This window comes from Pseudomonas sp. BIGb0558, assembly GCF_024807515.1.
GTDB classification, from domain to species: domain Bacteria; phylum Pseudomonadota; class Gammaproteobacteria; order Pseudomonadales; family Pseudomonadaceae; genus Aquipseudomonas; species Aquipseudomonas yamanorum_A.
This window is the reverse complement of sequence record NZ_JANUEW010000013.1, coordinates 100245-115167: the sequence shown is the minus strand read 5'-3', so window position 1 is coordinate 115167 and position 14923 is coordinate 100245. Positions and strand designations below refer to the sequence as shown.

The 14923-nt window shown below is 60.7% G+C and carries 11 protein-coding genes; 3 read left to right on the top strand and 8 right to left on the bottom strand.

The window, feature by feature from the left end:
* Window positions 1–145: 145 nt before the first annotated feature.
* Window positions 146–1480 carry a dicarboxylate/amino acid:cation symporter gene (locus M2400_RS17585; RefSeq protein WP_010165794.1) on the bottom strand — a complete coding sequence of 445 codons (1335 nt, stop codon included), beginning with the start codon at window positions 1478–1480 and terminating at the stop codon, window positions 146–148.
* Window positions 1481–1812: 332 nt separating this feature from the next.
* Between M2400_RS17585 and M2400_RS17580 the strand changes: the two genes are divergently transcribed.
* Window positions 1813–2811: an AraC family transcriptional regulator gene (locus tag M2400_RS17580; protein ID WP_177113694.1), complete on the top strand. Its 999-nt coding sequence runs from the start codon at window positions 1813–1815 to the stop codon at window positions 2809–2811.
* Between the two features lie 173 nt (window positions 2812–2984).
* Here the strand turns inward: M2400_RS17580 and M2400_RS17575 are convergent, their stop codons facing one another.
* Genes M2400_RS17575 through M2400_RS17565 form a run of 3 tightly spaced genes read right to left on the bottom strand, consistent with a single transcriptional unit; the run spans window position 2985 to window position 5332 of the window.
* Window positions 2985–4331: an ATP-binding protein gene (locus M2400_RS17575; RefSeq protein ID WP_177042935.1), complete on the bottom strand. Its 1347-nt coding sequence runs from the start codon at window positions 4329–4331 to the stop codon at window positions 2985–2987.
* Window positions 4328–5005 (bottom strand): response regulator transcription factor, encoded by a 678-nt coding sequence (locus M2400_RS17570; RefSeq protein WP_003214228.1) that lies wholly within the window; start codon window positions 5003–5005, stop codon window positions 4328–4330. The genes M2400_RS17575 and M2400_RS17570 overlap by 4 nt, the downstream gene beginning before the upstream one ends.
* 18 nt (window positions 5006–5023) lie before the next feature.
* Window positions 5024–5332, bottom strand: coding sequence for a hypothetical protein (locus tag M2400_RS17565; protein WP_177042934.1), 309 nt, complete (start codon window positions 5330–5332; stop codon window positions 5024–5026).
* 180 nt (window positions 5333–5512) lie between these two features.
* On the opposite strand from M2400_RS17565, the gene M2400_RS17560 reads away from it, so the two are divergent.
* The gene (locus tag M2400_RS17560) at window positions 5513–6229 is read left to right on the top strand and encodes a 4'-phosphopantetheinyl transferase (RefSeq protein WP_259196018.1); all 717 of its coding nucleotides are present in this window, start codon (window positions 5513–5515) and stop codon (window positions 6227–6229) included.
* A gap of 71 nt (window positions 6230–6300) precedes the next feature.
* On the opposite strand, the gene M2400_RS17555 is transcribed toward M2400_RS17560, so the two are convergent.
* Entirely contained in the window at window positions 6301–7911 is a 1611-nt protein-coding gene (locus M2400_RS17555) for an ATP-binding protein (protein WP_177113699.1), read from the bottom strand.
* Window positions 7908–8633, bottom strand: coding sequence for a response regulator (locus M2400_RS17550; RefSeq protein ID WP_177042931.1), 726 nt, complete (start codon window positions 8631–8633; stop codon window positions 7908–7910). Before M2400_RS17550 ends, M2400_RS17555 begins: the two co-directional genes overlap by 4 nt.
* Window positions 8634–9374: 741 nt before the next feature.
* Here M2400_RS17550 and M2400_RS17545 point away from each other — a divergent pair.
* Window positions 9375–12272, top strand: a complete 2898-nt coding sequence (locus tag M2400_RS17545; protein ID WP_259196019.1) for a ribonucleoside-diphosphate reductase subunit alpha — start codon at window positions 9375–9377, stop codon at window positions 12270–12272.
* An 80-nt stretch (window positions 12273–12352) separates the two neighbouring features.
* Here the strand turns inward: M2400_RS17545 and M2400_RS17540 are convergent, their stop codons facing one another.
* Both M2400_RS17540 and flgE read right to left on the bottom strand, forming a co-directional pair.
* Entirely contained in the window at window positions 12353–13426 is a 1074-nt protein-coding gene (locus M2400_RS17540; protein WP_259196020.1) for a hypothetical protein, read from the bottom strand.
* Window positions 13427–13595: 169 nt separating this feature from the next.
* On the bottom strand, window positions 13596–14906 hold the full coding sequence (flgE, locus tag M2400_RS17535) for a flagellar hook protein FlgE (RefSeq protein WP_259196021.1): 1311 nt from the start codon (window positions 14904–14906) through the stop codon (window positions 13596–13598).
* Window positions 14907–14923 lie beyond the last annotated feature (17 nt).

Sequence of the window (14923 nt, the reverse complement as noted above, 5' to 3'; positions counted from 1 at the left end):
CCGATTCCGGTTCGATAGCTCACAGAGTAGGCAAACCTGAGCCCAAGCGGCAATCACATAAACCATCATCGGAAGTGACCGTTGTGGTTTTGCACAGGCATAAAAAAACCCATCCGAAGATGGGTTTTTCACAAACGGTGCAGCCTTACTTGACGGCGGTTGGGGTCGGGCCTTCGGCCACGCCCAGGTCGTCTTCTTCACGAGTCTCGGAGATACCGCGACCACCGGAAGCCAGTTCGACTTGCAGCTTGTCTTCGTCCAGTTCCTTCACCCACTTGGCCACAACCAGGGTCGCAACGGCGTTGCCGACCAGGTTGGTCAGTGCGCGGGCTTCGGACATGAAGCGGTCGATACCCAGGATCAGCGCCAGGCCGGCAACCGGCAGGTGGCCGACAGCCGACAGGGTCGCGGCCAGTACGATGAAGCCCGAACCGGTGACGCCAGCCGCGCCCTTGGAGGACAGCAGCAGAACCAGCAACAGGGTGATCTGGTGGGTGATGTCCATGTGGGTGTCAGTCGCCTGGGCGATGAACACGGCAGCCATGGTCAGGTAGATCGAAGTACCGTCCAGGTTGAAGGAGTAGCCAGTCGGGATAACCAGACCCACTACCGACTTCTTGGCGCCCAGGCGTTCCATCTTGATCAGCATGCGTGGCAGTGCGGATTCGGACGAGGAAGTACCCAGTACGATCAACAGTTCTTCACGGATGTAGCGGATCAGTTTCAGGACGCTGAAGCCGTGAGCGCGGCAGATGCCACCCAGCACGATCAACACGAACAGGATGCAGGTGATGTAGAAGCAGATCATCAGCTGACCCAGCTGCACCAGCGAACCTACACCGTAGGCACCGATGGTGAACGCCATGGCGCCCAGGGCACCCAGTGGCGCGAGCTTCATGATCATGTTGATGATGTTGAACATCACGTGGGCGAAGCGATCGATGAAGTCCAGCACCGGCTTGCCATAGGCACCCAGGCGATGCAGGGCGAAACCGAAGATCACCGAGAACATCAGCACTTGCAGGATGTCACCGGTGGCGAATGCGCCGACGATGGTGTTCGGGATCACGTTCAGCAGGAAGCCAACGATGCTCTGGTCGGCACCGGCAGTCACGTAGGCAGCGACTTTAGAGGCGTCCAGGGTAGCCACGTCGATGTGCATGCCGGCGCCCGGTTGCACAACGTTGACCACGACCAGGCCGATCAGCAGGGCGATGGTGGAAACGATTTCGAAGTACAGCAGCGCGTAGCCGCCGGTTTTGCCGACCGATTTCATGCTTTGCATGCCAGCGATGCCGCTGACAACGGTGCAGAAGATGATCGGGGCGATGACCATTTTGATCAGCTTGATAAAGCCGTCACCCAGTGGCTTGAGGGCCACGCCGGTCTGCGGGTAGAAGTGACCGAGCAAAATACCGATAACGATTGCAACGATCACCTGGAAATACAGGGATTTGTACAGTGGCTGACGAGTCGTCATTGCAAAGTTCCTCAATCGTCCCGTGTGGCAAATATCCGCCATTGCCCACGACACTTGAATTGCGAACCCTCCTGCACTGGAGGGATTTGTTTTTTGCGAGCTGCGCACGGCAGATCTGCGTCTCCTATCGCAAGCGTCGTGCCACTTTCCTTGAAAACCGCTGAAGGCCTTTAGACATCAGCGCTCGGGGTATTTTCAGCTTCAGGCTCCACCTGCAGGCAGTGGCGGATTTCCGCCTGGCTGCCCAATCCCGTCCTACAATTTGGCGGATATCCGCCTTGTTGCACTCACCCGGTGTGGCTAACATCCGCCACTCAATGGACGAGGCCTCTATGCGTGAACGTACCATCGCCAGTCACTACGCCCGGGCCGCGCTCGGCGGTGCACGCCGGGCCGGCTATGACTATTCGGGCCTGCTGCAGCAAGTGGGCATTACCCCGGAACTGCTGAGCGAACCCCGCGCCCGCATCGCCCCGGAGCAATTCACGCGTTTGCTGCAGATGCTGTGGCTGGCGCTGGATGACGAATACCTGGGTTTCGCCGAAGGCCCGAGCAAGCGCGGCACCTTCGCCATGATGTGCCACGCGCTGATCCATTGCCGCACCCTGGAGAAGGCTCTGGAGCGTGGCTTATTATTTTATAGCCTATTCCCGCAGGGTCCGCGCTGGCGCCTGACGCGTGAAGGCGAAATGGCCCGCTTGAGCCTGGATGATTCGCAGCTCTGGGACCCGGATCACTTCCTCAGCGAATGCCTGCTGGTGATCTGGCATCGCCTCGGCAGTTGGCTGATTGGCCAGCGCATCCGCCTGGACCAGGCCACGTTCAGCTACCCGATGCCGCCCCACGCCACCGAATACGACCTGCTGTTCCCCTGCCCGCAGATATTTGCAGCGCCCACCAGCAGCCTGGTGTTTCCCAGCCGCTACCTGAGCCTGCCGCTGTTGCAGGACGAGCGCACCCTCAAGCACTTCCTTGAGCGCTCACCGGCCGACCTGTTGTCGCGGCCGGATGAAGGCGACAGCTTGAGCAGCCAATTGCGGCGTCTATTGAGCCGCGACCGCACGCCCTGGCCCGACCTGGAAGCTGTCGCCCAGCACCTGCATATCAGCCCGCAGACCTTGCGTCGGCACTTGCGGGAGGAAGGCACCAGCTTTCAGGCACTCAAGGATGAGTTGCGCCGGGACATTGCGATTTATCATTTGGGACGGGCGGATTTGTCGTTGCAGGAAATCGCCGAGCAGTTGGGGTTTTCCGAACCGTCGGCGTTTCATCGGGCGTTCAAGAAGTGGACCGGGCTGACGCCGGGGGCTTATAGAGCACAGGAAAACTGAAGGCGAATGCAAAATGTGTGGCGAGGGAGCTTGCTCCCGTTGGTCTGCGCAGCAGACCCAAAGCAGCCAACAGTGTATTCCTGTGAGAACTGGGTGGCAGGTTTGAGGGCCGCTTCGCGCCCCAACGGGAGCAAGCTCCCTCGCCACAGGAAGCTCACTGAGCCTGGATGCATTCAAGCAGCCGGGAAGTGGATCTTGAACGCGGCACCACCCAGCGGTGAATCCCCAAGGGTCAGCCGTGCGCTGTAGCTTTCAATGATGTCCTTGACCACCGCCAGGCCAATCCCCTGCCCCGGATGCTGGCGGTCGAGCCGCTCGCCCCTTTGCAGGATTCGCGCACGCTGGTCCGGTGGCACGCCGGGGCCGTCGTCTTCGATGCACAGCTCGGTGCCTTCCAGGCTTTCCTGCAAGCTGATGCGCACTTCGCTCAGGCACAGGCGGTAGGCGTTTTCCAGCAGGTTGCCGAGCAATTCCAGCAAAGCGCCCTTCTCGATCGGCACGTCGCACTCTTCCGGCAAATCAAAAGCCACCTTCACGCCTTTGTCGCGGTAGACCTTGTCCAGGGTGTCGCACAGGCTTTGCAGCACCGGCTCCAGCCGCACCTGGTGGCGCACCAGGCCGCTTTTACGCAGGCTGGCACGTTGCAACTGGTAGCTGATCTGCTGGCTCATGCGCTCGATCTGCGATTGCAGCACCCAGGCCTGGTCCCGGTCTTCGGGGCGCTGGGCCATGTCTTCGCTCACGCCCTGCAACACCGCCAACGGGGTTTTCAGGCTGTGGGCCAGGTCGTCCAGGGAGTCGCGGTAACGGGTACGTTGCTCACGCTCGCTGTGGAGCAAGCGGTTGAGGGAGCCGGTCAGGCGCAGCAGTTCGCGGGGGTGTTGCTCGCTGAGGCTTTCCCGGGTGCCGCCTTCGATCTCATCCAGTTCCTGGCTCAGCCGGCGCAGCGCTTGCAGGCCCCAGGTCAGGCCCAGCCACAACAGGGTGAGCAGCACCAGCAAGGCGGCGCCGAAACCCAGGTAGAGGTTTTCCCGCAGGCCTTCGAGGGTCAGTTGGTATTCGCGCACCGGTTGCAGGGCCACGATACTGAACGCCGCGCTCTTGCCGCCCAGCAGCTTGACCTCGACGTCATAGACAAAAAACTCCTGGCCGTTGGCCTCGCGAATCCGTGCGAACTCGTTGCCGCGCCCGTCATAGCGCGGTTTGTAGTTGATGTTTTCTTCCTGAGTGGCACGGGAGCGCCAGACCAGATGGCCTTCGCGGTCATAGATGTAGCCCAGCAGGCGGCTGTCGGTGAGGTTGAAGCGCTCATCCGGCAACTGCGCGGGCATCAGCAGGCGATTGTTTTCAACCCGGGCAGCCGAAATCAGCGTCGTGACATCCGACGCCAGGCGCTGCTCGATGGAGTCCTGCAGGGCCAGGCTGAAGGCGCCCTGCATGGCCGGCAACAAGGCCAGCATAAACAGCACGGCCAGGGTGGTGGCCGCGAGCATCAACCGTACACGTAACGAGCGAATCAACGGCAGCGCTCATTAAACAGGTAGCCAAGGCCACGCACGGTGTCGATCGGCTTGAACCCGGCCGGGCCTTCCAGCTTGCGGCGCAGGCGGCCCACCAGCACTTCGATGACGTTCGGATCACGCTCGTCGTCATCGGGGTAGAGCTGTTCCATCAGGCGGTCCTTGGCGACCACTTGCTGATGGTGACGCATCAGGTATTCGAGGATGCGGTATTCGTAGGCGGTCAGCGCCAGTGGCTGTTCGTCGAGGGACGCCTGCTTGCGATTGAGGTCCAGCAGCAACGGCCCGGCGACGATGGTCGACTGGGTAAACCCGCTGGAGCGGCGCAGCAATGCGTTCATCCGCGCTTCCAGCTCTTCGAACTGGAACGGCTTGACCACGTAGTCGTCGGCACCGGCGGCCAGGCCTTCGACCTTGTCCTGCCAGTTGCCGCGGGCGGTCAGGATCAGGATCGGGAAAGTCTTGGCCTGGGCGCGCAATTGGCGGATCAGGTCCAGGCCGCCCATGCCGGGCAAGCCGAGGTCGATGATCGCCAGGTCGTGGTTGAATTGCCCGGTCTGGTACAGCGCCTCTTCGGCGTTGGCAACGGCCTCGACCACGTGACCGCTGTCGGTAAGGCGGGTCAACAGGTGATGACGCAGCAACGCCTCATCTTCGACAACCAGCAATTTCATAAAGCTCTCCAAGGCAAATCAACTTTCCGACTGGGGTATATCATAGCGGCCTTGCAGGTCTTGCTGGCGCAGTTTACTGCCGTTGAAGTGACCTGACAGGTTTTGATTGCCCACGCGATAGTCCGAATGCGGGGTGTACTGGCCCAGGGACTGGCCCCAAGGCGCAGCCTGTTCGCCGGCATCTTCGAAGCTCACCCGCTGAAGCAGGCTGTAGGGCTTTTTGCTCTTCTCTTTGGAGAAACCCGCGAAACTCGCGTCAGAGGCCTGCACGCCAGCAGTGGCACTGAGCATGGTTAACGCCAACATCAGCTTCTTGATCGCAGTCATGGTGCTACCTCACACGCTTTGGCTTTGGGTACAGGGCCAGACTACGCAGCCCCCCCTGAACTCCCCCTGAACACTCTCTGAACCTGGGCTGAACCGAGGCCGGCTACTGTGTAAAGAGTTATTTACGTATCCCCGGGCGCAGGCTATCCAGCGGCCCTCCAACTCGGCAAAATACCCGGCATGAACTCCCTACCCGCTTGCTGCACCCCACTTGATGCCCATTGGCCGCTACCCATTGCCCTCCCTGGTACGGTATTGCTGAGCACCCGGTTTGACCCGGCCCTGCTGGCCATCGGCGACTTCCAGCGCAGCGCCGTGCCGCCGCCCGCGAGCATCCAGCGTTCGGTGGCCAAGCGGCAGGCGGAGTTTCTTGCCGGTCGCGTGTGTGCCCGTGCCGCGCTGCATCAGCTCGACGGGCTGGATTGCGTGCCGGCGATTGGCGAGGACCGCGCGCCGGTCTGGCCGGCCCACATCAGTGGGTCGATCACCCACAGCACCGGCCATGCGGCGGCCATCGTCGCCCACAAAGCCCAATGGCGCGGGCTGGGGATGGACCTGGAAAACCTGCTGAGCCTGGAGCGGGCGGAACGCCTGGCCGGGGAAATCCTGACACCGGAAGAATTGCAGCGCATGGCCGCCGGGCCGCGGGAGCAGATTGCGCAGGTGGTGACGTTGACGTTTTCAGCGAAAGAGAGCTTGTTCAAGGCGCTTTACCCGATCGTGCAGAAGCGCTTTTATTTTGAACATGCCGAGTTGCTGGAATGGTCGGATACCGGCCATGCGCGGCTGCGGTTGCTGACGGACTTGTCCGCCGAGTGGTGCCATGGCAAGGAGCTGGAGGCGCAGTTTGCGGTGGATGGCGGGCAGTTGTTGAGTTTGGTGGCCGTCAGCGCCTGATTTTGGGGCTGCTGCGCAGCCCAACGGGAGCAAGCTCCCTCGCCACAAAAAAGCATGTTTGACACGGGGCTTCAGGCTTTCTCCTGGTCTCGCGGCCAACTCAGGCTGAAACACGCGCCACCCAGGTTGTTGCTCTTGCTGATCAACGCCCGACCGCCGTGCCAATAGATGATCCGCCGCACAATCGACAATCCCAACCCATGCCCGCCCGACGCACGGGTGCGGCTGTCGTCCAGGCGCAGGAACGGTGTGAAGATCCGCTCCCAGGCACTTTCCGGCACGCCCGGCCCGTCGTCTTCCACGTCGATGCGGCAACGCACCTGGCCCACCTGGTAACTGATCAGCACCTGCCCCTGGGCATGGCGCATGGCGTTGCTCACCAGGTTTTGCAGGGCACGGTGCAGGTAGCGCGGCTCAGCGTCCACCCAGGCATCGTCCCAATGGGCCGATGACAGGCAGATGCCCCGCGCCACGTTGATCTCCGGGCGCAACGGCGACAGCTCGTCAATCACCTGATCGAGCAAGGCGCTAAGGTCGACCCGCTGAAAATTCAGCGCCGGCGAACCCTGCTCCAGCCGCGCGTAGGTGAGCATTTCGTCCACCAGCCCGTCGAGGTCCTGGATGTCACTGTCCATGCCTTCCATGTACTTGCGCCGTGCTTCAGGGGTGGCCGCGTCACCGATCATCTCCAGGCCGAACCGCAGGCGCGCCACCGGCGTGCGCAGCTCGTGGGACACCGCACGCACCAGTTCGCGCTGGATTGCCAGCAGGCGTTGCAGGTGTTCGGCCATGCCATTAAACGCTGCGGCCAGGCGGCCGACCGAATCGGCGCCCCGGGCCGGCACGCGCACTTCCAGGCTGCCTTTGGCGATGCGTGTGGCGGCGGCTTCCAGGCCGCTCAAGCGCCGCTCCAATTGGCGCACCAATAAATAGACGATCAAGCCAATCAGGGTCAGGCTGATCAGCGCGATCAGGATCAGCCATTGCGCCGGGTACGGGTTCATCTGGTACAGCGGGCCGATTTCCAGGACCCACGGCGTACCGACCATCCCGGCAAACACCCGGATCGAATCACCGCCCTTGCCCAGGGCCATCACCGTATCGCCCTCCGACACGCGCCGGCGCTGGTCGTCATCCATGTCCGCCTGATCGAGCATCATCAGGTGCATCTCGAAACCAAAGCCCTTGGCCTCTTTCAAGTCCGCGAGTTTTTGCGGTTGCTCGGCCACCGGGAAGCGCACCAGTTCATCGGCCAGCAGGTAAATAGTCGCACGGGCCAGTTGTTCGCTGATTTGCTGCACTTCGCCGGTGAGCAACAGTTGCTCCTGGTCGCTGACCAGCCGCAGCACCCTGGCCGCGTGAGGCCCGGTTTGCTCCACCAGCACCTGCCCGCGTTGCAGGCGGGTGCGCTGGCTCAGGTCCAGGTGCGCCTCGGCCACGGTCTGCAATTCCAGCGGGATACCCAGCAAGCGCTCCCAAACCGCCAGGGCGCGGCGGCGCTCGATGGCGCTCATGGGTTGCAGGTTGTCGCCCATCAGCGCGAAAGTGCCGTGGGCCAGGCGCTCGCGGTACTGGCCGCTGCGCACTTCATTGAGCAGGTGCAAGGCCAGCACGCCGAGCAACGCCACCAGAATCAGCGCCGCGCACATGCCGCCGTAGATGCGCAGGAAGATCGAGTTCACGGGCGCAGGTCAGCGGCAGCTTCGGGGACGAACAGGTAGCCTTTGCTGCGAATGGTCTTGATCAGGCGCGGGTGGATCGGGTCGTCGCCGATTTTCGGGCGGATCCGCGAGATGCGCACGTCGATGGAGCGGTCCTGGCCGTCATAGCCAATGCCACGCAAGGCGGTAAAGATTTCTTCCCGGGACAGGATCCGCCCGGCATTCGCCACCAGCAGCCACAGCAGGTCGAACTCGGCGCTGGTCAGTTCGATGCCGCCTTCGTGCAGCCAGGCTTCACGCAGGGCGTTGTCCACCACCAGCGGGCCAAATTGCAGGCGCCGCTGTTTTTCGGGGGTGGCTGGTTCGACGCTTTCACTGCGCCGCAGCAGGGCCTGGATCCGCGCCAGCAACAGGCGTGGGCGCACGGGTTTGCACACGTAGTCGTCGGCGCCCATGTCCAGGCCGAGCACCTGGTCCATGTCGTCGGTGCGCGCGGTCAGCATCAGGATCACGCCATCGTAGCGCTCGCGCACCTTGCGGCAGATGCTCAGGCCGTCTTCGCCGGGCAGCATCAGGTCGAGGATCACCAGGTCCGGCTGTTCGGCGATGATCCGCGCTGCCGCGAGGGCGCCGTTGCCTTCCACCGACACCCGCAGGCCGTTGCCCTCCAGGTAGTCACGGGTCAACTCAGCCAGTCGTTCGTCGTCCTCGACAATCAAGACCTGCCAGGCTTCTTGCTCCATGCTTTACCTCGGTTCTCATTATTGTTGGCGTCCTTCGCGCGCAAGATCGCTCCTACAGTTGTCATGTGGAGTGAACAAGCTATCGCGTGACTAAGGGACGATTGTAGCCATGGGTCAGCCCTGTAGCACAAGCGCGCAAATGGGTTCGGAGATGGGGTTTTTCTGTGATAGGGTTCGCGCCCGCAAAAATTCAACCGGATGTTTTTACCTCGGAATATCCGGTGACAAACGGTGCAATGCAGCAGTACTGCGGCCTACACGCCTGTTCCACGTTTCATACACATTTTACCCACAGCGTTATCCACAGGTAGTGCGTTGCCATACCCCCCAAAACGCATTATCTTGTAGGTCGTCGCCAAAAAAACCCTACATGTAGGGTTTTCAGCGAAAAGACCAAACACAAATCAGACAAGAAACTCAAGTCCTTTCTTGCTCCTGTTTGGTTGAACTTAAGCCTTTTTCGCAAGACCAAACCGCGCACGCGGATGGCAGCCGTTTTCAGCCCCGATCAGGCGAAAACGGTACGGGTGTTGCAGTACGAAACTGTCACCCACCAGGAATACGGTAAAGAGCCCCCAGGCTTGTAACCGAAGACTTCGGCATGGAAGCGGCGCGAACAGCTCCCTTCCTCCTGTCCCGAAGTTGTTATGCCAGGCCCAGGCCTGTTGTAAGTGCTTCAGGACGGAACGGTGGGCACCGTGATGGTGCCCAAATAAATATAGAATGTGGAGACAACCCCCCATGCAAACCGACACAACTCGCGAGAACCCGCAAGGCTCCGTGCCGCAGGCCGCTGATTCGAACCTGGATCTGTCCGCCACCGCGCCCGGCCAATTGCGTGTGATCAAGCGTAACGGCACTGTCGTTCCTTACACCGATGACAAAATCACCGTCGCCATCACCAAAGCGTTTCTTGCAGTTGAAGGCGGCACCGCTGCTGCCTCGTCGCGCATCCACGACACTGTTGCGCGCCTGACCGAACAGGTCACCGCCACCTTCAAGCGTCGCATGCCATCGGGCGGCACCATCCACATCGAAGAAATCCAGGACCAGGTCGAACTGGCCCTGATGCGTGCCGGCGAGCAGAAAGTTGCCCGCGACTACGTGATCTACCGTGACTCGCGCGCCAAGGAACGTGCCGTACGCTCCCCGGCCGAAGAAGCCGCCGTACAAGCGCACCCGTCGATCCGCATCACCCTGGCCGACGGTACGTTTGCACCGCTGGACCTGGGCCGCCTGAACACCATCATCACCGAGGCCTGCGAAGGCCTGGAAGAAGTCGATGGTGACCTGATCCAGCGCGAAACCCTGAAGAACCTGTACGACGGCGTGGCCCTGACCGACGTCAACACCGCCCTGGTGATGACCGCCCGTACCCTGGTTGAACGTGAGCCGAACTACTCGTTCGTGACCGCGCGCCTGCTGATGGACACCCTGCGTGCCGAAGGCCTGGGCTTCCTGAACGTCGCCGACAGCGCCACTCACCACGAGATGGCCGACCTGTACGCCAAGGCCCTGCCGGCCTACATCGCCAAGGGTATCGAATTCGAATTGCTGAACCCGGTCCTGGCCACCTTCGACCTGGAAAAACTCGGCAAGGCGATCAACCACGAGCGCGACCAGCAGTTCACCTACCTGGGCCTGCAAACCCTGTACGACCGTTACTTCATCCACAAGGACGGTATCCGCTTCGAACTGCCGCAGGTGTTCTTCATGCGCGTGGCCATGGGCCTGGCGATCGAAGAGAAGCAGAAAGAAGACCGTGCCATCGAGTTCTACAACCTGTTGTCGTCCTTCGACTACATGTCGTCGACCCCGACCCTGTTCAACGCCGGTACCCTGCGTCCACAGCTGTCCAGCTGCTACCTGACCACCGTACCGGATGACCTGTCGGGCATCTACCACGCGATCCACGACAACGCCATGTTGTCCAAATTCGCCGGCGGCCTGGGTAACGACTGGACGCCGGTGCGTGCACTGGGTTCGTACATCAAGGGCACCAACGGCAAGTCCCAGGGCGTTGTACCGTTCCTGAAAGTAGTGAACGACACCGCCGTTGCAGTTAACCAGGGTGGCAAGCGCAAAGGCGCTGTGTGTGCCTACCTGGAAACCTGGCACATGGACATTGAAGAGTTCATCGAGCTGCGCAAGAACACCGGTGATGACCGTCGTCGTACCCACGACATGAACACCGCCAACTGGATCCCTGACCTGTTCATGAAGCGTGTCTTCGATGACGGCCCGTGGACCCTGTTCTCGCCATCCGAAGTACCGGACCTGCACGACCTGACCGGCAAGGCCTTCGAAGAGCGTTACGAGTACTACGAAGCCCTGTCCCAGTACCCGGGCAAGATCAAGCTGTTCAAGACCATCCAGGCCAAAGACCTGTGGCGCAAAATGCTCTCCATGCTGTTTGAAACCGGCCACCCATGGCTGACCTTCAAAGACCCGTGCAACCTGCGCAGCCCGCAGCAGCACGTGGGCGTGGTCCACAGCTCGAACCTGTGCACCGAGATCACCTTGAACACCAACAAGGACGAGATCGCCGTTTGCAACCTGGGCTCGATCAACCTGCCGAACCACATCGTCAACGGCAAGCTGGACACCGTAAAGCTTGCACGCACCGTGAACACCGCCGTTCGCATGCTCGATAACGTTATCGACATCAACTACTACTCGGTGCCACAAGCGCAGAACTCCAACTTCAAGCACCGTCCGGTTGGCCTGGGCATCATGGGCTTCCAGGACGCTTTGTACCTGCAGCACATTCCTTACGGTTCGGACGCTGCGGTCGAGTTCGCCGACAAGTCCATGGAAGCGGTCAGCTACTACGCGATCCAGGCTTCCTGCGACCTGGCCGACGAGCGCGGTGCCTACGAGACGTTCCAGGGTTCGCTGTGGTCCAAAGGCATCCTGCCGCTGGATTCGCAACAGATCCTGATCGAGCAACGTGGCCAGAAGTACATCGACGTTGACCTGAACGAATCCCTGGACTGGGCGCCGATACGTGCCCGTGTGCAGAAAGGCATTCGTAACTCCAACATCATGGCCATCGCACCGACCGCCACCATCGCCAACATCACCGGCGTGTCGCAGTCGATCGAACCGACCTACCAGAACCTGTATGTGAAATCGAACCTGTCGGGCGAATTCACCGTGATCAACCCGTACCTGGTTCGCGACCTGAAAGCCCGCGGCCTGTGGGACTCGGTCATGATCAACGACCTGAAGTACTACGACGGTTCGGTGCAGCAGATCGAGCGCATCCCGCAAGAACTCAAAGAGCTCTACGCGACTGCCTTCGAAGTGGACACCAAGTGGATCGTCGACGCCGCCAGCCGTCGCCAGAAGTGGATCGACCAGGCTCAGTCGCTGAACCTGTACATCGCCGGCGCATCGGGCAAGAAACTCGACGTGACCTACCGCATGGCTTGGTACCGTGGCCTGAAAACCACTTACTACCTCCGTGCCCTGGCCGCCACCAGCACCGAGAAATCGACTATCAACACCGGTAAGCTGAACGCTGTTTCCAGCGGCGGCAACCACGGTGATGATTCGGTTCTCGCCGCACCTGCCGGTCCAGCGCCAGTGCCTAAAGCCTGCGCGATCGACGAGCCGGATTGCGAAGCTTGCCAGTAAGCTGAGCCCACCCTGGGCTTAACCACCCAGGGTTGAAAAACCCCCGATAGGCCCATGGCGTATCGGGGGTTTTCTTTTGCCTAGAACAATACGGTCGCCGTACCCGACTGAGGTACACCGCCGCGCCTGCCCCACAACTCGATCTGGCCATTGATCACGGCCATCGAATGGCCGTTGTATTCCACCGTCCCCACCTTGCTGCTTCTCAAGTCGGCATCAGTCGCCGGCCTGTAGCGCCCCTTCAGGCCCAAGCGATCCAGGCCTTCCCGCGCAAACTCGCCATTGTTAAGGCTGTTCATTGCAGCCATGAAACTGCCTCCGGCCGTACCGTCGTTATTTTCAATCTGCGCCCGCTTTGCGCTTGCCGCATACATAAAGTTGGCATCGGTCATCATGGCCGGATCATCACCCTTGAAACGAGCCTGTGTAGCGGCCTGCTGCAATTCGTTCTGCGACACGAACAGCTTGAATCCATCGCGCATGGTGACGTCGAAACCATTGCCGTTCTCCTTCACCTCCTTGAACACGTCTGTAGGCTTCTGGCCGTACTGCATCATGGCGGCCTTTATCGCTGATACCGTGATGCAATTGCCGTCCGGCCCCTGACTGAATCCGCTCCAGATATTGCCCGGCTGGTTTTTCTCGGTACTGGGCTTTTTCCCGGGATTGCTGTTGTCGGGCTTGTAGTTGAAATGGTTAGCCCCTTCGGTGGTGGGTTTGTTGCTCATCGACTCGCCGGGAGGAAAATCATTCCTGTCCACCCTGCCGCCGCCGCCGCGACCGCCTGGCGATGGTGAAGGTGGCTGAGCAGGGGACGGCGGCGTGTCATCTGCGTCCGGGAACAACATCTTCAGCAGTTGCTTGAGAAACTCAAGCCACTGTCCGGAAGCCTCTTCAATCAGCTTATTGAGGATTTCCTTGAATTTCTCATCACCCATCTCCTTTCGCACTTCATTGAGCTTGTCTCGCAGGTCTTGAGCGGTCTGGCTCTTGGAAGTCTTCTCGGCGTCGTCCAGCTCCCTGAGCAGTTTTTTGACTGACTCTTCGTTAGATACATCATTATTTTTCAAATCGCCCGGCCGCTCCGACCGCGCCCCCAGACCTGAGTGACTCACCCCACCAATAGCACCGCCTGAAACCAACACTCGCGCCATGCCCTGCCCCCCCCCATTGACGTCGCCCTTCTTGGCTTCGTGGGTGGCAAAACAGGCGTAGGGCGTTCCACCAAAAACATGTGCTCCAGTGAAAGCCTGGCCAATCGACAGGCAAAAAAAAGCCCCTCGACGAGGGGCTCTTCCAGTATTGCGGGTTAAAGCGACAGCATCAGGTCATCTGGATGATGGTCTGCATGATGGTGCTTTGAGTGGAGATGGTCTTGGCGTTCGCCTGATAGTTGCTCTGGGCCTTGATCAGGTCCACCAGCTCGTTGGTCAGGTTGACGTTGGAGTTCTCCAGGGAGTTGGCCACGATCGAACCCAGGGTGCCGACTTGCGGGGTATCAAAACCCGGCTGGCCCGACGCGAAGGTTTCTTTCCAGGTGGTGCCGCCGGCTGGCTGCAGGCCCTGCTCGTTGTTGAAGCTGGCCAGGGAGATCTGGCCGATGGCCTTGCTCTGCTGGTTGCTGAAGGTGGCGAAGAGTACACCGCTGCCGTCGATTTTCAGCCCGGTGATTTGACCGGTGGCGTAGCCATCAGTGGTCGGCGGGTTGCGGTAGGTAGCCGAGTTGTACTGGGTAATGTTCGCCATGTTGACGGCAATGCCCGTCGGGTTGGCTGCCGCGCCATTGGCCTTCCATACGCCATCGGTCACGGTACCCGGCACCCAACCGGCAATGGTCAGGGTTGTGCCAGACACACCACCGGTAACAATGCTCGAGAGCTTGCCGGAGGAGTCAAAGGTCAGTGTCGACGCAACGGGTGGAGTGGAAGGCGTGCCGGTAGGCGAGGAGCCGTCCGGGTTGCGACCGTCGATCAGCGTGTAGGATTTCCAGGTATTGTCGTCGGTCTTGACCAGGTACTGCACCATCGGGTGCGCGTTACCCTGAGTGTCATACAACGTGGTGCTGTACTGGGTGGTGAACGTGGTGGTATCGGTCGGATCGAACGGCTTGGCGGTCTGATCGATCTTGGTTTCCGAAGAGTTCAGGTTACTGGTGGAGTCCACCTTGGTGGACGCCTTCGGCGGCAGGTACGACAGGTTGAGTTGCAGGTCGGTCAAGCCACCCTTCTGGATGTTGCCGTCTGCATCCGCCGCGTAGCCTTGCAGGCGCGAGGTACCGGTGTTGTTGGTGATGTAGCCGTCCTTGTCGGCACGGAAGGCACCGTTACGGGTGTATTCCAGCGAACCGTCGCTGCCCTTCTGCACGAAGAAGCCGCCGCCCTGGATCGCCATGTCCAGCGTGCCGCCGCTGTTGTTGACGTCACCCTGGGTGAATTGCTGGGACACTGCCGCCAGGTTCACACCGTTACCGATGCTGTTCTGGCCGGTGCCCAGCTTGGACGCCGCGTAGATATCCGAGAATTCCGCGCGGGACGACTTGAAGCCGGTGGTCGCGACGTTGGCGATGTTGTTGCCGGTCACGTCCAGCTGTTTGTTGGCCGCATAGAGACCGCTAAGGCCGATATTAAAAGACATTGTTCTCTCCTTTTGCC

Bases quoted from the DNA above. Each gene is read 5' to 3' on its own strand.
- M2400_RS17585 (WP_010165794.1), bottom strand. From the start codon at position 1,480: ATGACGACTCGTCAGCCACTGTACAAATCCCTGTATTTCCAGGTGATC.
- M2400_RS17580 (WP_177113694.1), top strand. From the start codon at position 1,813: ATGCGTGAACGTACCATCGCCAGTCACTACGCCCGGGCCGCGCTCGGC.
- M2400_RS17570 (WP_003214228.1), bottom strand. From the start codon at position 5,005: ATGAAATTGCTGGTTGTCGAAGATGAGGCGTTGCTGCGTCATCACCTG.
- M2400_RS17565 (WP_177042934.1), bottom strand. From the start codon at position 5,332: ATGACTGCGATCAAGAAGCTGATGTTGGCGTTAACCATGCTCAGTGCC.
- M2400_RS17560 (WP_259196018.1), top strand. From the start codon at position 5,513: ATGAACTCCCTACCCGCTTGCTGCACCCCACTTGATGCCCATTGGCCG.
- M2400_RS17550 (WP_177042931.1), bottom strand. From the start codon at position 8,633: ATGGAGCAAGAAGCCTGGCAGGTCTTGATTGTCGAGGACGACGAACGA.
- M2400_RS17545 (WP_259196019.1), top strand. From the start codon at position 9,375: ATGCAAACCGACACAACTCGCGAGAACCCGCAAGGCTCCGTGCCGCAG.
- M2400_RS17540 (WP_259196020.1), bottom strand. From the start codon at position 13,426: ATGGCGCGAGTGTTGGTTTCAGGCGGTGCTATTGGTGGGGTGAGTCAC.
- flgE (WP_259196021.1), bottom strand. From the start codon at position 14,906: ATGTCTTTTAATATCGGCCTTAGCGGTCTCTATGCGGCCAACAAACAG.